The 20,109-nt window shown below is 50.9% G+C and carries 20 protein-coding genes; 11 read left to right on the top strand and 9 right to left on the bottom strand.

Annotation, left to right across the window (positions count from 1 at the left end):
* Window positions 1-79 precede the first annotated feature (79 nt).
* The gene (locus B9P82_RS13985) at window positions 80-985 is read left to right on the top strand and encodes an OmpG family monomeric porin (RefSeq protein ID WP_101700504.1); all 906 of its coding nucleotides are present in this window, start codon (window positions 80-82) and stop codon (window positions 983-985) included.
* Between the two features lie 29 nt (window positions 986-1,014).
* On the opposite strand, the gene B9P82_RS13980 is transcribed toward B9P82_RS13985, so the two are convergent.
* A complete protein-coding gene (locus B9P82_RS13980; RefSeq protein WP_101700503.1) occupies window positions 1,015-2,025 on the bottom strand; it encodes a LacI family DNA-binding transcriptional regulator in 1,011 nt (336 codons plus the stop codon).
* A 228-nt stretch (window positions 2,026-2,253) separates the two neighbouring features.
* Between B9P82_RS13980 and pspE the strand changes: the two genes are divergently transcribed.
* The 4 genes from pspE (at window position 2,254) to tyrR (ending at window position 6,861) form a co-directional block, all read left to right on the top strand.
* Window positions 2,254-2,571: a thiosulfate sulfurtransferase PspE gene (gene pspE, locus B9P82_RS13975; RefSeq protein WP_016153216.1), complete on the top strand. Its 318-nt coding sequence runs from the start codon at window positions 2,254-2,256 to the stop codon at window positions 2,569-2,571.
* Between the two features lie 142 nt (window positions 2,572-2,713).
* Window positions 2,714-4,111, top strand: a complete 1,398-nt coding sequence (locus B9P82_RS13970; RefSeq protein ID WP_016153215.1) for a YcjX family GTP-binding protein — start codon at window positions 2,714-2,716, stop codon at window positions 4,109-4,111.
* Window positions 4,108-5,169, top strand: coding sequence for a YcjF family protein (locus B9P82_RS13965; RefSeq protein WP_101700502.1), 1,062 nt, complete (start codon window positions 4,108-4,110; stop codon window positions 5,167-5,169). Before B9P82_RS13970 ends, B9P82_RS13965 begins: the two co-directional genes overlap by 4 nt.
* Window positions 5,170-5,316: 147 nt before the next feature.
* The gene (gene tyrR, locus B9P82_RS13960; RefSeq protein WP_016153213.1) at window positions 5,317-6,861 is read left to right on the top strand and encodes a transcriptional regulator TyrR; all 1,545 of its coding nucleotides are present in this window, start codon (window positions 5,317-5,319) and stop codon (window positions 6,859-6,861) included.
* 725 nt (window positions 6,862-7,586) lie between these two features.
* Here tyrR and tpx read toward each other — a convergent pair.
* Window positions 7,587-8,093, bottom strand: coding sequence for a thiol peroxidase (tpx, locus tag B9P82_RS13945; protein ID WP_016153212.1), 507 nt, complete (start codon window positions 8,091-8,093; stop codon window positions 7,587-7,589).
* Between the two features lie 115 nt (window positions 8,094-8,208).
* Between tpx and ycjG the strand changes: the two genes are divergently transcribed.
* Window positions 8,209-9,174, top strand: coding sequence for an L-Ala-D/L-Glu epimerase (ycjG, locus tag B9P82_RS13940; protein ID WP_101700501.1), 966 nt, complete (start codon window positions 8,209-8,211; stop codon window positions 9,172-9,174).
* On the opposite strand, the gene mpaA is transcribed toward ycjG, so the two are convergent.
* Window positions 9,149-9,877: a murein tripeptide amidase MpaA gene (gene mpaA / locus B9P82_RS13935; protein ID WP_101700500.1), complete on the bottom strand. Its 729-nt coding sequence runs from the start codon at window positions 9,875-9,877 to the stop codon at window positions 9,149-9,151. The genes ycjG and mpaA overlap by 26 nt on opposite strands.
* Before the next feature lie 184 nt (window positions 9,878-10,061).
* Between mpaA and mppA the strand changes: the two genes are divergently transcribed.
* A complete protein-coding gene (mppA, locus tag B9P82_RS13930) occupies window positions 10,062-11,675 on the top strand; it encodes a murein tripeptide ABC transporter substrate-binding protein MppA (RefSeq protein ID WP_016153209.1) in 1,614 nt (537 codons plus the stop codon).
* Between the two features lie 107 nt (window positions 11,676-11,782).
* On the opposite strand, the gene B9P82_RS13925 is transcribed toward mppA, so the two are convergent.
* Window positions 11,783-12,553 carry a DeoR/GlpR family DNA-binding transcription regulator gene (locus B9P82_RS13925; RefSeq protein ID WP_046274549.1) on the bottom strand — a complete coding sequence of 257 codons (771 nt, stop codon included), beginning with the start codon at window positions 12,551-12,553 and terminating at the stop codon, window positions 11,783-11,785.
* 117 nt (window positions 12,554-12,670) lie between these two features.
* On the opposite strand from B9P82_RS13925, the gene B9P82_RS13920 reads away from it, so the two are divergent.
* Both B9P82_RS13920 and B9P82_RS13915 read left to right on the top strand, forming a co-directional pair.
* On the top strand, window positions 12,671-13,054 hold the full coding sequence (locus B9P82_RS13920; protein ID WP_019076857.1) for a VOC family protein: 384 nt from the start codon (window positions 12,671-12,673) through the stop codon (window positions 13,052-13,054).
* A 215-nt stretch (window positions 13,055-13,269) separates the two neighbouring features.
* Window positions 13,270-13,677 (top strand): cupin domain-containing protein, encoded by a 408-nt coding sequence (locus B9P82_RS13915; protein ID WP_172976620.1) that lies wholly within the window; start codon window positions 13,270-13,272, stop codon window positions 13,675-13,677.
* Window positions 13,678-13,878: 201 nt separating this feature from the next.
* Here the strand turns inward: B9P82_RS13915 and B9P82_RS13905 are convergent, their stop codons facing one another.
* The gene (locus B9P82_RS13905) at window positions 13,879-14,910 is read right to left on the bottom strand and encodes a mechanosensitive ion channel family protein (protein ID WP_016153205.1); all 1,032 of its coding nucleotides are present in this window, start codon (window positions 14,908-14,910) and stop codon (window positions 13,879-13,881) included.
* Between the two features lie 243 nt (window positions 14,911-15,153).
* Between B9P82_RS13905 and B9P82_RS13900 the strand changes: the two genes are divergently transcribed.
* Entirely contained in the window at window positions 15,154-15,414 is a 261-nt protein-coding gene (locus tag B9P82_RS13900) for a DUF2534 family protein (protein ID WP_003020403.1), read from the top strand.
* Between the two features lie 48 nt (window positions 15,415-15,462).
* Here B9P82_RS13900 and uspE read toward each other — a convergent pair whose 3' ends face one another.
* From uspE to ogt, 3 genes are all read right to left on the bottom strand, one after another.
* Complete coding sequence (uspE, locus tag B9P82_RS13895; RefSeq protein ID WP_016153204.1) at window positions 15,463-16,413, bottom strand: universal stress protein UspE; 951 nt, start codon at window positions 16,411-16,413, stop codon at window positions 15,463-15,465.
* Window positions 16,414-16,564: 151 nt separating this feature from the next.
* Window positions 16,565-17,317 (bottom strand): fumarate/nitrate reduction transcriptional regulator Fnr, encoded by a 753-nt coding sequence (gene fnr, locus B9P82_RS13890; protein ID WP_003020397.1) that lies wholly within the window; start codon window positions 17,315-17,317, stop codon window positions 16,565-16,567.
* Window positions 17,318-17,511: 194 nt separating this feature from the next.
* A complete protein-coding gene (gene ogt, locus B9P82_RS13885; RefSeq protein WP_046274552.1) occupies window positions 17,512-18,027 on the bottom strand; it encodes a methylated-DNA--[protein]-cysteine S-methyltransferase in 516 nt (171 codons plus the stop codon).
* A 213-nt stretch (window positions 18,028-18,240) separates the two neighbouring features.
* Between ogt and smrA the strand changes: the two genes are divergently transcribed.
* The gene (gene smrA / locus B9P82_RS13880; protein ID WP_053388543.1) at window positions 18,241-18,804 is read left to right on the top strand and encodes a DNA endonuclease SmrA; all 564 of its coding nucleotides are present in this window, start codon (window positions 18,241-18,243) and stop codon (window positions 18,802-18,804) included.
* Between the two features lie 12 nt (window positions 18,805-18,816).
* Here the strand turns inward: smrA and B9P82_RS13875 are convergent, their stop codons facing one another.
* Window positions 18,817-20,049, bottom strand: a complete 1,233-nt coding sequence (locus B9P82_RS13875; protein ID WP_016156622.1) for a GGDEF domain-containing protein — start codon at window positions 20,047-20,049, stop codon at window positions 18,817-18,819.
* Window positions 20,050-20,109 lie beyond the last annotated feature (60 nt).

Genomic DNA, 20,109 nt, shown 5'->3' with positions numbered 1-20,109 from the left:
ATCCCCCCCAAGGCTTGGGGGGGATAAATCCCCCCCAAGCCTTGGGGCATTTTTGCGAGTATTTTAACAAGGAATAATAATGAAAACCCTACTGTCCGCTACTGCGCTGATTATGAGCGCAGGAATGGCCTGCGCGCAGGCTGCTGAAAATAATGACTGGCACTTTAATATTGGTGCTATGTACGAAATAGAAAACGTTGAAGGTCAGGGCGAAGATATGGATGGACTGGCTGAGCCGTCCGTCTATTTCAACGCTTCTAATGGGCCATGGAAAATATCGCTGGCCTATTATCAGGAAGGACCGGTTGATTACAGCGATGGTAAGCGTGGTACCTGGTTTGATCGCCCAGAACTGGAAGTCCGCTATCAATTCCTGGAAAGTGAAGATGTTAATTTCGGTTTGACCGGTGGCTTCCGTAATTACGGTTATCACTATGTCAATGAACCTGGAAACGACACCGCCAATATGCAGCGCTGGAAAGTTCAGCCGGATTGGGATGTTAAACTGACCGACGACCTGCGCTTTAGCGGTTGGCTGTCGATGTATCAATTCGTTAATGATTTGAATACTACTGGCTACTCCGATAGTCGTGTCGAAAGCGAGACCGGTCTGAATTACAGGTTTAACGAAACGGTGGGCTTAACGGTCAACTATTACCTTGAGCGCGGCTTTAATCTGGCTGATTCGCGCAATAATGGTGAGTTCTCAACCCAGGAAATTCGTGCATATTTACCGTTGTCTTTAGGCAATACCACCCTGACGCCGTATACCCGTCTGGGGCTTGATCGCTGGTCAAACTGGGACTGGCAAGATGATCCGGAACGTGAAGGCCATAATTTCAATCGTCTCGGTTTACTGTATGCATATGATTTCCAGAATGGTTTATCAATGTCACTGGAGTATGCCTATGAGTGGGAAGATCACGACGAAGGCGAAAGCGACAGATTCCATTATGCTGGTATAGGCGTGAACTACGCCTTCTAAAATATACTGGGGCATTTATGCCCCAGTTTTTACACCAGTGAGTCGGCCAGCGATATTTGTGTGCTCACCGTGATATTTTGTAATCCTTTCTCGCCCGCAATCAGGTTAAATAATAAATTACAGCTTTGTTCACCCAACTGCTGGGTAGGCACATCAATTCCCCCAGGAACGGGCGTGAGCATAAAAGACAACAGCTCATTACTGTAGCCCACAACGGCAAGTTGTTGTGGGATGATTATATTTTTCTCAGCCGCCACGCGATATAAGCTCATTAATTTCAAGCTGTCGGTGGCAAATACGGCGTCGGGTAACGGCTGCTGACTCAGTAATTTTCGTGAAGCAAGCAGGGCTGTTTCATGAGTATAGCCCCCGTCAACAATCCATTCATCGCGCATTTTAATATTATGCGCCTGAAGGCTGGCTTTATATCCGTTAACGCGATCGATAGAAACATGAACATCAAGCGGCGCGTGCAAGCAGGCTATATTACGGTGTCCACTCTTAATCAGCGCATCAGTTAGCGTAATGCTGTCGCGATAATTATCTGTGTCTACAGAATAGACATTGGCGTAGTCGCCTTCAACCTTTCCAATAACCACGACCGGTACGTTGTATTTATCCAACCTCGCAAAAAAAGATTCATCGGCGGGAGAGCTCAGCATAATGATACCTTTGATCAATTTCTGCTTAATTTTGCTCTCACATTTTTGTAAATCATCTTCAGTGCTTCGCGACGTCTGTAATATGACATCAAAACCGACCTCTTCAGCCTTGGCAGTAATAGCATGCAGCACTTCAGAGAAAAACGGATTACCGGCGGTTGTTTTTGCTGAACGGGTAGATATCACCATTATTGCATCAAACCCGGAAGAGGTGAGTGCGCGAGCAAGTTTATTGGGCTGGTACTGTAACTCATCAATAGCACGCAGCACTTTTTCAAGCGCTTCCGGCGAGATATTGGTTTGCTTATTAAGCACGCGCGATACCGTGGATTTTGATACGCCAGCGGCTCGTGCAATATCATAAATGGTAGGAGACATAGATCCCAAGCTCCGTCCGAGAGTCAATGGCGAACATATTATGGAGTTAATTGGCGAATGACAACAATATCGGAATGCGGGCAGAAAAATCAAAAAACTAACCGCAGTATGCGCAACCATAGGAAGAGTCGTCCACGGGTGCCGAGGGTGATAATGCAATCGCAATATTTTCTTAAGAACTGGCGTATAGTGTGTTGGTTAAATCCAACTATCAGTCAGGAAGATATTATGTTGAAAAAAGGCGTATTAGCGTTGGCACTGGTCATCGGCATGCCGGTTTTTGCAGCCGAGCACTGGATTGATGTTCGCGTTCCTGAACAGTATCAACAGCAGCATATTCAGGGGGCGGTCAACATTCCATTAAAAGAGATGAAGGCGCGTATCGCTGCTGAAGTTCCTGATAAGACCGACACTGTGAAGCTGTACTGCAACTCCGGGCGTCAATCGGGGCAGGCGAAGGATATGTTGACGGAAATGGGCTACACGCAGGTGACCAACGAAGGTGGCATCAATCAGATAGCGCTTCCTAAAGTCGAGAATCAATAAACCGCTCGCATTCCTTCTGCTTCAGGCGGTAAGAATAATGCCGCCTGTTACAGCTCAGGTAGTTGATAAGTAAGAATTGACCCCTATCTTTACTTCCTGTTTGTTATAATTTCTTCGGTTCCTTCAGCAAAACGGGATGGCGATGAAGCGACTTAAAAATGAACTCAATTCGCTGGTTAATCGCGGCGTAGACCGGCATTTGCGCCTGGCTGTCACCGGACTTAGCCGTAGCGGTAAGACGGCATTTATCACCGCGATGGTAAACCAGTTACTCAATATTCATGCCGGTGCGCGTCTGCCGTTGCTCAGTTGCGTGCGCGAAGAGCGTCTGCTCGGCGTTAAACGGGTTCCACAACGCGATTTTGGTATTCCGCGCTTTACCTATGATGAGGGACTGGCGCAGTTGTATGGCTCTCCACCGACCTGGCCGACACCTACGCGCGGTGTGAGTGAAATACGCCTCGCGCTGCGCTACAAATCCAATGATTCTTTACTGCGCCACTTTAAAGACACCTCCACGCTGTACCTGGAAATCGTCGATTATCCGGGGGAGTGGCTGCTCGATTTACCGATGCTGGCCCAGGATTATCTCAGCTGGTCGCGGCAAATGACCGGATTATTACAGGGACAGCGGGGCGAATGGTCGGCAAGATGGCGGCAGTTATGCCAGGGGTTGGATCCGCTGGCGCCTGCTGATGAAAACCGTCTGGCGGAAATCGCTGCCGCCTGGACGGAGTATCTGCACCAGTGCAAGCAGCAGGGACTGCATTTTATTCAGCCGGGCCGTTTTGTTCTGCCCGGAGATATGGCGGGCGCGCCTGCGCTGCAGTTCTTCCCGTGGCCGGACGTTGATGCCTGGGGGGAATCGAAGCTGGCGCAGGCAGACAAACACACCAATGCGGGCATGCTACGCGACAGGTTTAATTATTACTGTGAAAAAGTCGTGAAGGGATTTTATAAGAATCACTTCCTGCGCTTTGACCGTCAGATTGTGCTGGTCGATTGTTTGCAACCGCTCAACAGCGGGCCACAGGCGTTTAACGACATGCGTCTGGCACTCACCCAACTGATGCAAAGCTTCCATTACGGACAGCGTACGCTGTTTCGTCGGCTGTTTTCCCCGGTGATCGACAAACTGCTGTTTGCCGCCACCAAAGCCGACCACGTCACGGTCGATCAGCACGCCAATATGGTGTCGTTATTGCAGCAGTTGATCCAGGACGCCTGGCAAAACGCTGCGTTCGAAGGTATCAGCATGGATTGTCTGGGACTGGCATCAGTACAGGCAACCACCAGCGGCCTGATCGATGTGAAAGGCGAAAAAATCCCGGCGCTGCGTGGTCATCGTCTGAGCGATGGTGAACCGCTAACCGTTTATCCGGGGGAAGTGCCTGCGCGTTTACCTGGACAAGCATTCTGGGACAGCCAGGGCTTTCAGTTTGAGGCGTTTCGTCCGCAGGTTATGGATGTTGATAAACCCTTACCGCATATTCGTCTTGATGCCGCGATGGAGTTTTTAATAGGAGATAAATTGCGATGAGCGAGCCGTTAAAACCGCGTATCGATTTCTCAGGTCCGCTGGACGTGGAACAAAACGCGGCGTTTAAAGCGCAGCAGATGTTCAATGAAACAGAGGCGCAGACTTTTTCTCCGGCGACAGTGGATGAACCTCTGCAAGACGAAGGTCAGGCTGAGGCCGTCATTGATGCGGCCCTACGCCCCAAACGCAGTTTGTGGCGCAAAATGGTGATGGGCGGGTTGGCGCTGTTTGGCGCGAGCGTTGTCGCTCAGGGCGTACAATGGACCATAAATGCCTGGCAAACTCAGGACTGGGTCGCGCTGGGAGGATGTGCCGCTGGCGCATTGATTATCGGCGCAGGTGTCGGATCGGTTGCGACCGAGTGGCGTCGGCTATGGCGTTTGCGCCAGCGTGCGCATGAGCGTGATGAAGCGCGAGATCTGCTCCACAGCCATGGAACCGGAAAAGGTCGTGCATTTTGTGAAAAGCTGGCGCAGCAGGCGGGTATTGATCAGTCCCATCCGGCGCTACAGCGCTGGTATGCCTCAATTCATGAAACGCAGAACGATCGCGAAGTCGTCAGCCTGTATGCCCATCTTGTGCAGCCGGTGCTGGACGCGCAGGCCCGACGTGAGATTAGCCGTTCAGCGGCGGAGTCCACGCTGATGATTGCCGTCAGTCCGCTGGCATTGGTGGATATGGCGTTTATTGCCTGGCGAAACCTGCGGCTGATTAATCGCATCGCATCGCTGTATGGCATTGAACTCGGTTATTACAGCCGCCTGCGTTTGTTCCGCCTGGTGCTGCTAAATATCGCTTTTGCCGGGGCCAGTGAGCTGGTGCGGGAAGTGGGAATGGACTGGATGTCGCAGGATTTAGCCGCCCGCTTATCGACGCGTGCCGCGCAGGGTATTGGCGCGGGGTTATTAACGGCGCGTCTGGGTATTAAAGCCATGGAACTTTGCCGACCGCTACCGTGGATCGATGACGATAAGCCACGACTGGGCGATTTTCGCCGTCAACTGATTGGTCAGGTGAAAGAAACCTTACAAAAGAACAAATCTCCGCGCGAAAGTTAGCTAAAAATTGGGCGCCAGTCGTTTAACTTTACGTCCCGGCGCCTGATTTTCCAGCGAGCTGTCAATATTTGTTGACAGAGTTCTTCCTGCAAACCCAATACTGTCTTATCATTTAATACATAATCCCTTGTCCAGGTGAAGGTTCCTATGCGTTTGGAAGTCTTTTGTGAAGACCGACTTGGTCTGACCCGCGAATTGCTCGATTTACTGGTGCTGAGAAGCATTGATTTACGCGGTATCGAGATTGACCCCATCGGGCGGATTTACCTCAATTTTGCGGAACTGGAGTTCACCAACTTCAGTAGTCTGATGGCTGAAATCCGCCGTATTTCAGGGGTTACGGATGTGCGTACCGTGCCCTGGATGCCTTCCGAACGAGAACATCTTGCGTTGAGCGCGCTGCTTGAGGCGTTACCAGAACCGGTCCTTTCTCTGGATATGAAAAGCAAAATCGAGATGGCGAACCCTGCGAGCTGTCAGCTTTTCGCGCACACTCAGGATCGGATGCGCAATCATACCGCCGCCCAGTTAATCAATGGGTTTAACTTCCAGCGCTGGCTCGAAAGCAATCCGCAGGATTCTCATAGCGAGCATGTCGTAATTAACGGACAGAACTTCCTGATGGAGATTACGCCTGTCCATTTGCAGGGTGAAAATCAGGAGCAGATGCTGACCGGTGCTGTTGTCATGCTGCGCTCCACCATCCGGATGGGGCGTCAGCTGCAAAATATGACTACGCAGGATTTGAGCGCGTTTAGCCAGATTATTGCCGTCAGCGCCAAAATGAAACACGTAGTGGAACAGGCGCGTAAGCTGGCGACACTGAGTGCGCCGCTGCTGATTACTGGTAATACCGGCACCGGCAAAGATCTCTTTGCCCATGCCTGCCACCTGGCAAGCCCGCGTGCGTCGAAGCCGTATCTGGCGCTGAACTGCGCGTCAATTCCTGAAGATGCAGTCGAAAGTGAGCTGTTTGGCCATGCCCCGGAAGGCAAAAAAGGCTTCTTTGAGCAGGCGAATGGCGGCTCGGTTCTGTTAGATGAAATTGGTGAAATGTCGCCGCGTATGCAGACCAAATTGCTGCGTTTTCTCAATGACGGCACGTTCCGCCGCGTGGGAGAAGATCACGAAGTTCATGTTGATGTCCGCGTGATTTGCGCGACGCAAAAGAACCTTGTGGAAATGGTGCAGAAAGGGCTTTTCCGTGAAGATCTCTATTATCGACTGAATGTACTGACGCTAAATCTGCCGCCGCTACGCGATTGCCCGCAGGATATTATGCCGCTTACCGAACTGTTTGTGGCGCGCTTCGCCGACGAGCAGGGCGTGCCGCGTCCGAAGTTGTCTGCCGATCTCAGCACGGTGTTAACCCGCTACGGTTGGCCGGGCAACGTGCGTCAGCTTAAAAATGCCATCTACCGGGCGCTGACCCAGCTTGAAGGCTATGAGCTGCGGCCGCAGGATATTTTACTGCCGGATTACGATGCGGCAACGGTTGCGGTCGGAGAAGAGGTGATGGAAGGATCGCTGGATGAAATTACCAGCCGCTTTGAACGCTCTGTGCTGACGCAGCTTTATATGAATTATCCCAGCACGCGCAAACTGGCCAAGCGCCTCGGCGTTTCGCATACCGCGATTGCCAACAAATTGCGCGAATACGGCCTGAGCCAGCAGAAAAAAAGCGAAGAGTAACGCGGTAAATGAAAATGCCTCCTGGCCGGAGTAATGCTTGTCAGTTAAGCATTATGGAGAACATGTGATTTCGGCTCAGGGTTCCGTTCACCTCAGTGGTATTACTTTTCTGAAGCGCAGATACCTGTGAACGTGCAAGGGAGGCTCACCGCCGCCTCCCTTGCAACCCAGGCTCCCGGCGGGAAAATCGTCGCTGCGCGATTCATTCGTCTTATGCCGTCTGCCTGTCGGGTCGGGACCGAGCCTGCGTCCCTGCAGGCCGTTCCCTCTGCCCGCATCCCTGCGGGCAGACCCGGTCAGCCGTCAACGCCTCATCGATTTTCAGCCGGACCGGGGTCATCGCTGCTGCGCACTGACTTCCAGTTAAATCTGTTTTGCTGTTCAGATATATTCCAATAAAAGTGCAGGAGGTCAGGTGTGGGCTGGTCCGGCTGAAAATTGCCGACGTGTTTGCGTAAGGCCGGGAGAACCCGCAGGGATGCGGGTTCAGGGCGCGTTTTGCAGGGATGCTACCTCGCGCCCGGCCCGGTAGCCTGGAGGAATAAACGGAGGGAACCGCGGAGCGGCAATTTTCCCGCCGGGAGCCGGGATTGTTAAGGGTACGGCGATAGTACCCTTAACACGTTCACAGGTCGTATTGTCTCAGAGAAGTGACAAACATAAGGTGAACGTAGCAATACGCCGGAGGCAACAGATTCATTACCTCCGTATGTGCAAGACGTGGCTTAAGCTTTCAGTACGTCCAGCGCAGCAGTGTAGTCTGGCTCGTTGGTGATTTCATTGACCAGTTGGCTGAAAACGACGTTGTCATTTTCATCAATAACGACCACGGCACGTGCGGCCAGACCTTTCAGTGGGCCTTCAGCGATTTCTACGCCGTAGTTTTTCAGAAATTCTGCGTTGCGCAGGGTGGACAGCGTGATAACGTTGCTCAGACCTTCCGCGCCGCAAAAACGTGAATGGGCGAATGGCAGGTCGGCCGAAATGCACAGTACGACGGTATTGTCGATTTCTGTCGCCAGTTGGTTAAACTTACGTACCGATGCCGCACAAACGCCGGTATCGATGCTTGGGAAAATATTCAGCACTTTGCGCTTGCCTGCGAACTGGCCCAGCGTAACGTCAGACAGGTCTTTAGCCACAAGGGTAAAAGCCTGAGCTTTGCTTCCAGCCTGAGGAATTGAGCCGGCAACTGTAACCGGGTTGCCCTGGAAATGAACGGTTTGTGACATGGTTATCTTCCTGTTTACATATAGTTAACGTCGAGGCTAGTTTATGCCATCAGCAGTTAGCACGGCAAACGCTATTTGCGGATATCCGCTTCAGGGACTGCATTAAGGAAAGCAAATGAGAACAGTTAAGGTGTATGAGGAAGCCTGGCCGCTGCACACTCCCTTTGTTACTGCCCGTGGGAGCAGAACCGAAGCGCATGTGGTGGTGGTTGAAGTGGCAGAAAACGGCGTCACGGGTATCGGCGAGTGCACACCGTACCCGCGCTATGGTGAAAGCGATGCCTCAGTGCTGGCGCAAATTATGAGCATTGCCCCACAACTGGAAAATGGACTGACGCGTGAAGAGCTGCAAAAGCTGCTGCCAGCGGGAGCCGCGCGTAATGCTGTGGACTGCGCGTTGTGGGATCTGAGTGCGCGTCAACAGCAACTGTCACTGGCAGAGTTGGTGGGAAGTGAGCTGGCGGAAGTGGTGACGACGGCGCAAACCGTGGTAATTGGCACGCCGGAACAAATGGCGGTGAGTGCGGCTGCACTGTGGGAAAATGGCGCGAAACTGCTAAAAGTTAAACTGGATGCGCGCTTGATTAGCGAGCGGATGGTTGCTATTCGTGCAGCAGTCCCTGATGCCACGATTATTGTCGACGCCAATGAATCCTGGCGGGCAGAAGGTCTGGCGGCGCGCTGCCAGCTTCTGGCTGATTTAGGGGTGGCGATGCTGGAGCAGCCGCTGCCAGCGCAGGACGATGCCGCATTGGAAAATTTTGTGCATCCGCTGCCGATCTGCGCAGATGAAAGCTGCCACACCCGCAGCAGCCTGAAAGCGCTGCACGGGCGCTATGAAATGGTCAATATCAAACTGGATAAAACAGGCGGCCTGACGGAGGCGCTGGCGCTGGCAACCGAAGCCCGCGAGCAGGGATTTGCGCTAATGCTGGGCTGCATGCTGTGCACTTCCCGGGCGATTGGCGCGGCGTTACCCCTTACGCCGCAGGTTAACTTTGCCGATCTTGATGGCCCTACCTGGCTTGCCAGCGACGCGGAGCCGGCCCTGCATTTTACGACCGGACAACTTCATCTCTAGGGTGCCAGCGCAGGAGATTGGACATGGTCAGCAGGTATTTCTCGCTCGCTTCATCTGAAGAGATGGGCGGAAATTCGGCGGTTATACAGTGTAAGTTCAGGTCTGCGCACCAGCTTCCAAATGAGCCGGGCGTTTCATAACCTACGCTGGTGACGAGAGGTAATTCAAACGACTGCGCCAGCCACGCGCCTAATTCGCTGCGCCTGGGATCTTCAATACAGGCCAGCGGATCGTGAAAAGAGATCACCCACGCAGGATGAATTCGGTGAATAAGCTGGCACAGCGCCTGGGTTTCTGGTTCTGAGCCCGGATTTTCGCCGGTCAACAACACCACATCGCGTTCTTCTGCGCTGCTGTTCCAGCGATACACCGTTTCACCCGCTTTCCAGTTGGCAGCGGGAAAGTTACGGTTTAGATCCACTCCGTTCGCATTTGCGCGCAGCCCGAGCTGGCAACCGTCAGGGTTAACCGCCAGCACCACATGGTGACGACGTAAGGAAGGGTTAAGCGTACGCAATGCGCAGGAAAGGGTGACGACCGATGCGTTTTCGTCGCCGTGCGTTCCTGCCAGTATCAGACCGCTTTCGCGATCGGCCGCCATTGCGGGAAACCAGATTAGCGGCGCGCCTAATAATGATCGTCCGTAATGTTCGGTTCCAGGTGGGAATGCGCCGCGCTCGGCACGGGGGCGGGTAACGGTCATAGTCATCTCTGAATGCGTGGATTGTTACTCGCAGTGTTGTGCAAAATGTATGGATAATCAAATCGTTTTCACACACTTGTCTTTTCAGATGTAATATCATTTCCTTGTCGAAAGTTAATTGCATTTCCTGCTGGCGATACAAATAATTACACATTCACTTAGTAGCCGGAATTGAGGGTATTTTATGCAGCATTCTGTTTCAGTAACCTGTTGTGCGCTATTGGTAAGCAGCATTTCATTATCCTGGGCTGCTGATGTTCCCAGCGGAACGGTACTGGCAGAAAAGCAAGAACTGGTGCGTCATATCAAAGACGAACCGGCGTCATTGGATCCGGCAAAGGCCGTCGGGCTTCCTGAAATTCAGGTTATTCGTGATTTATTTGAAGGGCTGGTCAACCAGAATGAGAAGGGCGAGATTGTGCCCGGTGTTGCCACTCAGTGGAAAAGCAACGATAACCGTATCTGGACGTTTACGCTGCGCGACAATGCGCAATGGGCAGATGGTACGCCGGTAACGGCGCAGGATTTTGTCTATAGCTGGCAGCGTCTGGTTGACCCGAAAACGCTGTCGCCGTTTGCCTGGTTTGCTGCGCTGGCGGGTATTAACAACGCACAGGCGATCATCGATGGAAAAGCCTCGCCAGATAAGCTCGGCGTTAGCGCGATCGATGCGCGTACATTGAAGGTCCAACTTGATAAACCGCTGCCATGGTTTGCTAATCTGACGGCGAGTTTTGCTTTCTATCCGGTACAAAAAGCTAACGTTGAGAGCGGTAAAGATTGGACCAAACCAGGCAATCTAATTGGTAACGGCGCCTATGTGCTCAAAGATCGCGTGGTGAACGAAAAACTGGACGTTGTGCCGAACACGCATTATTGGGACAACGCCAAAACGGTGCTGCAAAAAGTCACCTTCCTGCCTATTAACCAGGAATCGGCAGCGACCAAGCGCTATCTTGCTGGTGATATCGATATTACCGAGTCGTTCCCGAAAAACATGTATCAGAAACTGTTGAAGGACATCCCGGGCCAGGTTTACACCCCGCCGCAGCTTGGCACTTACTACTATGCCTTTAATACCCAGAAGGGACCAACTGCCGACTCACGCGTGCGCCTGGCGCTCAGCATGACTATCGATCGTCGCCTGATGGCGGAGAAAGTTCTGGGTACCGGCGAAAAGCCCGCATGGCATTTTACGCCGGATGTAACGGCAGGGTTTGTGCCGGAACCTTCACCGTTTGAGCAAATGAGTCAGGAAGAGCTGAACGCGCAGGCGAAAACGCTGCTGCGTGCGGCGGGCTATGGTCCACAGAAACCACTTAAACTGACGTTGCTGTATAACACCTCTGAAAATCATCAGAAGATCGCTATTGCTGTTGCGTCTATGTGGAAGAAAAATCTCGGCGTTGACGTGAAACTGCAAAACCAGGAGTGGAAAACTTATATCGATAGCCGCAATACCGGTAATTTTGATGTGATCCGCGCCTCGTGGGTGGGCGATTACAATGAGCCATCTACGTTCCTGTCGCTATTAACATCAACCCATACGGGCAATATCTCCCGCTTTAATAATCCGGCGTACGATAAAGTGTTGACCCAGGCAACCCTGGAGAATACGCAGAAAGCACGCAATGCTGATTATAACGCTGCGGAGAACATTCTGATGGAACAGGCTCCCATTGCGCCGATTTATCAGTACACCAACGGGCGTTTAATTAAACCGTGGCTGAAAGGGTATCCGATTACTAACCCTGAAGATGTGGCTTATAGTCGTACAATGTATATTGTGAAGCACTGATATCGCTGGCATGTTCGGGACGTTGCATTGGCGATTTCCCGAACAGACAAGGCTGTGGAGAAGGTGGCTCATAAAAGCAATGGAAAAGTATCACCCAATAGAATGGGTTACACTGTATAAATACGAATGTCGTGCGCCTGAAACGCCGTGGCATACTCTTTGCTGATATTTTCCTCGACGACAATTACATCGATATTGCTGCTTTCGGTAACGACATAACGGGCGATGGCCGGGATCTTTTCAGCCGTCAGCGCGACAATAGTTTCATTACACTGTTTGATCACCGCTTTTTTGAACTCACAATCCGCGTAATCAAATCCGGTTAAGCCGGATTCTGGCGACATCGCGCAGCCGCCAATAAATCCCTGATCGAATAAAATGCCCTGCACCTGCGAGATAGCGGTGGCACCCACGCACCCTCCAGAAGATCGTTGCACCGCGCCGCCCAGCATAATGACGTCAAACAGTGGTTTTTTTAGTAAAACGGCGGCAATCTCCGGGGAATTTGTTACCACGGTTAACGCCAGCTCGGCGGGTAGGGCTTCAGCCATCGCCAGATTAGTACTGCCCGTGTCGATAAAAATGCAGCTTCCGGATTTGACCATCCGGGCGCATCTCTGCGCGATATTGCTCTTTTTCGCCACATTAATACTCTTGCGCACGGTGATGTCTTCGGATTCAGGGAGTGCAATGACCGCGCCTCCATAGACTTTTTTACACACGCCATCTTTACTCAGTTCATGCAGGTCGCGGCGGATTGTATGTTCCGAAACGCCTAACCTGCTGGCAAGTTCGGAACAGATGACTCTGCCGTTTTCCTGCAGGATCTGATAGATAAGCGCCTGGCGCTGTTCAGGGAATGCTGCGTAATCGAGCATCAATACTCCAGTGAAATAAACATCGAGCAATAACAAGCATAATTGTGCATTATGGTTCACGATGTCAACATCCCTTTAGGGAACCTATTGTTTGGATACAACAAGAAGAGGTTAGCTATGAAGGTTGCGCATATGGCGTTATGGACACGGGATCTTGAGCAACAAGCTCAATTCTGGGTCACGTTTTTTGACGCAAAGATCAACGAAAAATACTGCAGTAAAACCAATCCTGGATTTGAATCCTATTTTGTCAAAATTGGTGAGGATATCGCGATTGAGTTAATGACTAAGCCTGGACTGACAAAACATGCTCCCGACAATAACACCTCAGGCTGGGTGCATCTCGCCATTTCAGTTGGCGGCAGTGAAAACGTTGATGCCATGGCGATGCGTGCAAAAGAACAGGGGATATTAGTTTCTGGCCCGCGCACCACCGGTGATGGCTATTACGAAGCGGTGATACGCGATCCTGACGGCAACTTGATTGAAATTGTGGCCTAAGGCTTCACGCCATCTCCAGTAGAAATGTTGTACCTGTTACCGACTATTGATGAGCATGATTCATAAGGTTGTCCTTCTTTTCACCTCTAATCACCCGCCTGTCGAGTCTCTATAATTTTTATAGTTTTCAGCATCGGTGGCGCGTGCTGCCACCGTTTTGGAGAGTCGAAATGCAAAATCAACGGAATACCGTCTCCAGCGCCGGCGCGGAGATTATGAGTCAACAATTTGATGGTAACAGCGTCTTTCCTCGCGGAGAGAAAAATGAAGCGTATGCGAAATATTTCACTGGCGACAGCTATCTGACTATGCTCTCCATGGAAGGCGTGGTCATTGGTAACGTAGCATTTGAGCCGGGCTGTCGTAACTTCTGGCATATCCATCATCAAGGGGGACAAATCTTGCTGGTGACCGGCGGCAGAGGCTGGTATCAGGCGTGGAATCAACCGGCGCGCGAACTGAAAACTGGTGATGTCGTACACATCCCGGCGGGAATGAAACACTGGCACGGTGCTGCGCGTGATAGCTGGTTTGCCCATATCGCTGTGGAAATCCCGGCAGCGGGCGCATCGAACGAGTGGCTTGAACCGGTAAGCGACGCTGAGTACAACCTGCTCCCCTGAGCTGTGCGGGGCACGCGTTCTGCAGGTAAAGAATCCGATGCCCGAAGTGAATCAGTTTGAGCTGATTATTGATACAGTCCTGTATCTACATGACCTGAATCCGTATATTCCAACGCTGGCGCTGGTACTGCTTTGTCATTGATATTGCCTCATTGAAATAAGTGCAGAAAAAAGACGCGGATTTCCGCGCCTTTTCTTTTGTTAGTGTGTCGATGGCGATACTTCAGGATTATCCATATACAGCGTCTGGCTGGGGAACGCAAAGTCGGCGTCGTGTGCCTTGACTATCGAAATAATCTTTAAATAAACGTCCTGCTGTACCGCAAGCCATTCCTGCCACACGGTGGTTTTCGTGAAGCAATACACCATGATATTCAGCGATGAGTCGGCGAATTCATTAAAATAAACCAACAGGGTTTGTTTCTGGTCTATTCCCGGATGGTTTTGCAGCATTTCTCTGACCGACTCGACAACGGCACTGACTTTATCAGCATCTTCATATCGTAACCCGATCACCGTTTTGATGCGGCGATTCGTCATCCTTCCTGGGTTTTCTACGCTGATAGAGGAGAAAATCGAGTTCGGGACATATAACGGACGATGATCGAAGGTGTTTATTTTGGTCATTCGCCAGCCGATTTCCGTAACTGTACCTTCAATATTGCGGTCCGGGGAGCGGATCCAGTCGCCGATGCTAAAGGGTCTGTCGAAGTAGAGCATAATCCCTGAGAAAAAGTTGCTCAGAATGTCTTTGCCTGCCATACCTACAGCGATACCGCCGATGCCGCCGAAGGTTAACAGGCCGGATAAGCTCATACCGAAATGTTCGCCATACAGCAAAATGATGGCAACCACGATGGTAATCTTGATGATTCGCGACAGGATCCTCGCGCTGGTGATATCTCTACCTTTATTAATCTGCGTCTTTTCAAACTGATTAATTACCAGAAAAAGTTTGATGGTAAGGATCAGCGCAATCAACGAGGTGCAGATAAAGTCGACCACGCTGGAGGAGATAAATTTCAGGCTGTAATTTTCGATAACGTTATTAGCAATACTGCCTAACGTCCCGATGATAATGGCATAGACAAGAAATTGCGCGGCATGAAATATGAATCCTTTGCAGCGACGCTCTCCACGATGATACCAGACGCTCATCAGAACCAGCGCGGCACAGCAGCTGAGAATTACCGTCAAATTAAACGCATTATTTATAAACAGTTCAGCGATCATGATTCTTCCAACAGCTCCGTGGTAGTGAAATATCTTCTGATATCCTAATCCTCGAATATTTTACTCAGTTCTGGCGGTCAGATCATTAATCCATAGGGGAGATATATAATGCAATTAGCGCTATTTTCGGCGAAATAGCGCTGGTATCCACCCTGAAAGCGGTTTATGTAGCAGACAGTCAGTTGATGTCATGGTATTGTTAGCGCAAAGTAACAAGGTTTTCATCTGCAAAAGGACAGTACTATGATCATGGCTAAGCTGAAGACAGCGAAGGGACGGAAGTTTCTGTTGTGCCTGCTTGGGGTGTTTATTATCGCAGCGTCGGTCGTGACGCGAGCGACGATCGGTGGTGTGATTGAACAGTATGACATTCCCCTATCCGACTGGACCGCTTCAATGTACGCCATTCAATCGGCAATGATTTGTGTCTACAGCATGGTGTTTACGATTCTGTTGGCTATCCCGCTGGGAATCTATTTCCTCGGCGGCGAGGAGCAACACTAAGCGTTTGTTATGCCGGATGAGATCGCCATCCGGCATTGAGTTGTGTGGTTAATCGTCTTCTTCATCATCCAGTTCAACTGGCGTCTGATATTCATCCGGCTTGATGACCAGCAGGTCGCAGCGTAGGTGATCGATAACCTGTTCAGCGGTGTTACCAAGGAACGCGGCAGAAATACCGGTACGACCGACGGTACCCAGTACTACAATACCCGCCTGCAAGTGCTCGGCTAAATCAGGAATGACCTCTTCAGGCAATCCTTTTTCAACGTGCGTCACTTTCTCATCGATACTGAATTTCTGGCGCAACGCCTTCATGGCCAGCAGATGCTGTCCACGGATCGCGTCGTTATAAACGCTGGGGTCAAACTCAGGTAGTTCAATTGCGATATTGATTGGCGTAACAGGGTAGGCGCCAACCAGATGCACTTCAGTATGGTTAACCTGTTCTGCTAGTTGCAGCGTCTCTTTGACCAGTTTTTCATTGAGCGCGTTGTGATAAGGCTCTTCACTGGCGAGGTTCACCGCAACCAGCGCTTTACCCTCTTCAGGCCATGGCTGATCTTTAACCATCCATACCGGGCTTGGACATTTGCGCAATAAATGCCAGTCGGTAGGCGTGAAAATTACGGCTTCGAGGCGGTCGTGTTGGTGTGCCATTTTGAGGACCAGGTCATGCTGAGCGCTAATGACTTCCTGGATGATGGCTTCAAAGGGACGGTTGTGCCATACCACTTTAATTTCAAGAGGGATCCCTGCTTCGATGTAGTATTTTGCTTGTTCACGGATCCAGGCTGTTCGCTGGCTGATGACCCCCTGACGCATTGCCGTACGCTCATCGGGCGACAGCAGGGTAGTCATTTCGTAGGAAAAGTCATAGATTGGCAAAAAGGCTTTAATTTTGCCACCAATCCGTTGATGCAAATAAACAGCTCGCCGTAATGCTGGTTGATCGTCCTGGTTTGGATCGATGACGACCAGCATATTTTTATACATAGCCATACAGGGTCTCCTTACAACTGTCATCGCAGTTTGTAATTAAAAGAGTAACCCAATAATGTGGATTGAAACAGGGGAGAACCTCCTGCCAGATCAATAAATCGGGAAAATTTAGCGATTTGACAGAAGGATAACAGAAATGCTTGCGGAAAGATTACGCTACGTTACGCGTGTGGCCAGCAAGAACTGCCAGCGCGTCGCTATTCTCAATAGTTATGTATTTGCCTTTCACTGCCAGCATACCGCTTTTCTGGAAACGACCCAACAGGCGGCTGATGGTTTCAACCGTCAGGCCCAGGTAGTTACCGATGTCGCCGCGGGTCATGGTCAGGCGGAACTCACGAGGCGAGAATCCGCGCTGGGCAAAGCGGCGAGACAAGTTGTAGATAAAGGCCGCCAGGCGCTCTTCTGCATTTTTCTTCGACAACAGCAGGATCATATCCTGGTCGCCTTTGATTTCGCCACTCATCAGACGCATCATCTGCTGACGCAGATTCGGCATTTTTCCGGACAGGTCATCAAGGGTTTCGAAAGGAATTTCGCAAACCATTGAGGTTTCCAGCGCCTGGGCAAAGCTCGGGTGATGTCCGCTGCCAATCGCGTCAAAACCGACCAGATCACCCGCCAGATGGAAGCCGGTAATTTGCTCATCGCCTTGTTCGGTAATGGTATAGCTTTTAATCGTTCCGGAGCGGATAGCGTAGAGTGATTTAAGTTCATCACCTGCTTTAAAGAGCGTTTGCCCCTTTTGGATAGGCTTTTTGCGCTCGATGATGTTATCGAGCTGGTCAAGCTCATGCTCGTTAAGTGTGAACGGGATGCAAAGCTGGCTGATGCTGCAATCCTGGCAATGGATAGCACAACCGCCAGACTGAATGCGCCGTATAATTCGCTTTTCCGGGATCATAGGTCTGCTCAAGCCGTAATTGATATTTGTCAATTTTAACATCTTTTTGGTGAGCACGTAAGCCTGAGCTACTCCCAATAGAGAATAATTCAGGTATAACCGGAATGAATGTTTGTATCTCCTTGATTAACCGCATTAAATTTGTTGTCACATTATGCGAAAGTGTGACGAATAAGGCATTAATTGCCTGGAATCTAGAGTAGCAAATAGCCTTCGTGACGCAATAACCACTCTTTTCGCTGTACCCCGCCAGCATATCCAGTCATGGTGCCGTTACGCCCAATGACGCGATGGCAGGGGACCACAATGCTTACCGGGTTGGCGCCATTGGCCGCACCGACGGCTCTTGCAGCACCGGGGCGCCCTAACTGTTCGGCCAGTTGACCATAGTGCATGACCTGCCCACACGGGATAGTGCGTAATGCTTGCCAGACTTCACGCTGGAAAGGCGTGCCAGCCGTTGCCGTTTCCAGCGTGTCAATAATGCTGAGATTCCCGGCAAAATACTCCGACAGTTTATCGCTTAATCCGCCAGGGTTATTGGCTGTAATGCGCTGATAACCTTCTGTGCGGTAATGAATATCCAGCAATTGTTCCATGCGATCTCGGTGCTGATCCCATTCCACCGCGCGCAGGCGAAATTGCTCATCACAAATAACCCACAGCGGGCCCAGCGGCGTGTCGATGGTGTCTTCCAGTAAGTTCAGCATCCGTTTCTCTCATTACAGCGTTCAGGCGAGGTTACACATTATCACGGCAGCAACAGTTGCAGCTATACCCCTAAAAACGGATATCTGTATGTCGTGAGTAGATCTTTTCAGCGGAGCGAGCCAGGTGAATTATTGGAAATAATCGTAAACCGTTGTCGGTATAATAGTGCGCGGTTATGATAATGCTCGTCGTAATTCGCTGGAGGAAGAAACATGAATCTTGATGATGCTTCGCTGTTTCTGGATGCTATGGGGGATGTCCAACCACTGAAGGGCTGCGCCGATGTACACTGGCAGCCAACGCGTAATATCCGCACTCCGGCGCGTATCGATACGCTTCAACTGGATAACTTTCTCACGACGGGGTTTCTCGATATTATCCCGTTGAACGAGCCGCTTGAGTTTCGTCGCGAAGGTTTACAGCACGGCGTGACTGACAAACTGCGAACCGGAAGATATCCGCAGCAGGCGAGCCTTAATCTCATCCGCCAGCCCGTAGAAACATGCCGCCAGATGCTATTCAGTTTTATTCTGCAGGCACAGCAAGATGGATTACGTAATGTGCTAGTGATACACGGTAAGGGGCGTGACGATAACGCTCATGCCAATATTGTTCGCAGCTATGTGGCGCGCTGGCTGACAGAATTTGATGACGTCCAGGCCTACTGCGCCGCTTTGCCGCATCACGGCGGCAGCGGGGCATGCTATGTGGCATTACGTAAAACCGCGCAGGCAAAACAGGAAAACTGGGAGCGTCACGCTAAGCGCAGCCGTTGAGCCACGTATTCATCAGGCGGCCAATACTCTGTTCCTGCCTTCGTGCTTGGCTTTGTACAACGCGTCGTCCACGCGTTTGAATAATTCATCAATACTTTCGTTCGTTTCGTGCCGCGCAACGCCAATGCTGACGGTAAAGCGGGGAAGACCAGGGAGAGTAACCTTGGCTACCGTTGCGCGGATCACTTCTGCAAGATTGAGGGCGACATCCAGCGAGGTTCGCGGCAGCAGCAGCACAAATTCTTCACCACCCCAGCGAAAAATAAGATCGTCTTTTCGTGCACAGGATTCCAGTGTGCGGGCCAGAGCACAAAGCACTTCATCGCCTTTTAAATGACCGAAGAGATCGTTAATGCTTTTAAAACGATCGGTGTCGATCAATAAAAGGCTGTAGTCCTGCGTCAATGATACCGCATGCGTCTGCTCCGGCTCGGTTACCTGATAAAAATGTCGGCGATTAAGTAATCCCGTTAAAGGGTCACGCAGAGCGGCATGCTCAAGCTCCTGTTCCAGCCGTTTTTGTTCGGTAATGTCATGAATAATGCACAACATGAGTTTATTACCGTAAATTTCAATCGGTCCGGCGTAGGTTTGTACATGACGTGAGGTGCCGTCTGCCAGTTTATGGACAAAGTGCAAAGGCTTATGGCCGCCGGGCAGATGGGCGATTTCATGCATTACCGGCAATATATGGCGGCCCAGCATGTTGATCTCCCAGGTATGTTTCTGGCACATCACATCAAGGTTGTAACCATAAAAATTCAGGGCACTGAGGTTTGCATCAACGATCAGGCCATCGCGGGACGGATCAATCAGTAACATTGGCGCGGAGTTGGTCTGGAAAAAACGCGCATAAAAGCCCTGTTTTTTTCGTTGATAAGTTGCTGAACGGCTGGCTTTCAGACCTTGCGCAGTTGGCGTTTCAATGCCTTCGAAAAGGATAACATCCCCCACGCCCGGCAGAGATTTAATGGACAGGCGGCTGGCCAACGCGATTTCCTCACCATCGCGGTAAACCGTGAGGATCTCAACAACGTGATGATGATTGCTCAAGTCACTGAGATACATGGTTAAATCATTTTGAGAATGCGTTGAGAATATGCCCTTGCGCAGTGGGGAAAAACAGAGATCCTGCATTAGCTCACGTGCAACGATATTAGCGAACACCAGTTCTTCGGTTTGTGGCGAAACAATCCACACCGGAAAGGTTAACAAATCCAGTGAATGCAGCTCGGTTGTGCTCATCGATAATCCCGTTATCTTTATCTGCTGTGTTGCCCGTTTAATGGCGAATATTTTAGATAT

This window comes from Citrobacter sp. L55, from assembly GCF_002850715.1.
In the GTDB taxonomy this organism is placed as follows: Bacteria; Pseudomonadota; Gammaproteobacteria; order Enterobacterales; family Enterobacteriaceae; genus Citrobacter; species Citrobacter braakii.
Note: the sequence above shows the minus strand (reverse complement) of the source record. Positions and strands in the feature narration are given on the sequence as shown.

Coding starts and splice junctions, on each gene's coding strand:
- B9P82_RS13985 (WP_101700504.1), top strand. CDS start 80: ATGAAAACCCTACTGTCCGCTACTGCGCTGATTATGAGCGCAGGAATG.
- B9P82_RS13980 (WP_101700503.1), bottom strand. CDS start 2,025: ATGTCTCCTACCATTTATGATATTGCACGAGCCGCTGGCGTATCAAAA.
- pspE (WP_016153216.1), top strand. CDS start 2,254: ATGTTGAAAAAAGGCGTATTAGCGTTGGCACTGGTCATCGGCATGCCG.
- B9P82_RS13970 (WP_016153215.1), top strand. CDS start 2,714: ATGAAGCGACTTAAAAATGAACTCAATTCGCTGGTTAATCGCGGCGTA.
- B9P82_RS13965 (WP_101700502.1), top strand. CDS start 4,108: ATGAGCGAGCCGTTAAAACCGCGTATCGATTTCTCAGGTCCGCTGGAC.
- tyrR (WP_016153213.1), top strand. CDS start 5,317: ATGCGTTTGGAAGTCTTTTGTGAAGACCGACTTGGTCTGACCCGCGAA.
- tpx (WP_016153212.1), bottom strand. CDS start 8,093: ATGTCACAAACCGTTCATTTCCAGGGCAACCCGGTTACAGTTGCCGGC.
- ycjG (WP_101700501.1), top strand. CDS start 8,209: ATGAGAACAGTTAAGGTGTATGAGGAAGCCTGGCCGCTGCACACTCCC.
- mpaA (WP_101700500.1), bottom strand. CDS start 9,877: ATGACCGTTACCCGCCCCCGTGCCGAGCGCGGCGCATTCCCACCTGGA.
- mppA (WP_016153209.1), top strand. CDS start 10,062: ATGCAGCATTCTGTTTCAGTAACCTGTTGTGCGCTATTGGTAAGCAGC.
- B9P82_RS13925 (WP_046274549.1), bottom strand. CDS start 12,553: ATGCTCGATTACGCAGCATTCCCTGAACAGCGCCAGGCGCTTATCTAT.
- B9P82_RS13920 (WP_019076857.1), top strand. CDS start 12,671: ATGAAGGTTGCGCATATGGCGTTATGGACACGGGATCTTGAGCAACAA.
- B9P82_RS13915 (WP_172976620.1), top strand. CDS start 13,270: ATGAGTCAACAATTTGATGGTAACAGCGTCTTTCCTCGCGGAGAGAAA.
- B9P82_RS13905 (WP_016153205.1), bottom strand. CDS start 14,910: ATGATCGCTGAACTGTTTATAAATAATGCGTTTAATTTGACGGTAATT.
- B9P82_RS13900 (WP_003020403.1), top strand. CDS start 15,154: ATGATCATGGCTAAGCTGAAGACAGCGAAGGGACGGAAGTTTCTGTTG.
- uspE (WP_016153204.1), bottom strand. CDS start 16,413: ATGGCTATGTATAAAAATATGCTGGTCGTCATCGATCCAAACCAGGAC.
- fnr (WP_003020397.1), bottom strand. CDS start 17,317: ATGATCCCGGAAAAGCGAATTATACGGCGCATTCAGTCTGGCGGTTGT.
- ogt (WP_046274552.1), bottom strand. CDS start 18,027: ATGCTGAACTTACTGGAAGACACCATCGACACGCCGCTGGGCCCGCTG.
- smrA (WP_053388543.1), top strand. CDS start 18,241: ATGAATCTTGATGATGCTTCGCTGTTTCTGGATGCTATGGGGGATGTC.
- B9P82_RS13875 (WP_016156622.1), bottom strand. CDS start 20,049: ATGAGCACAACCGAGCTGCATTCACTGGATTTGTTAACCTTTCCGGTG.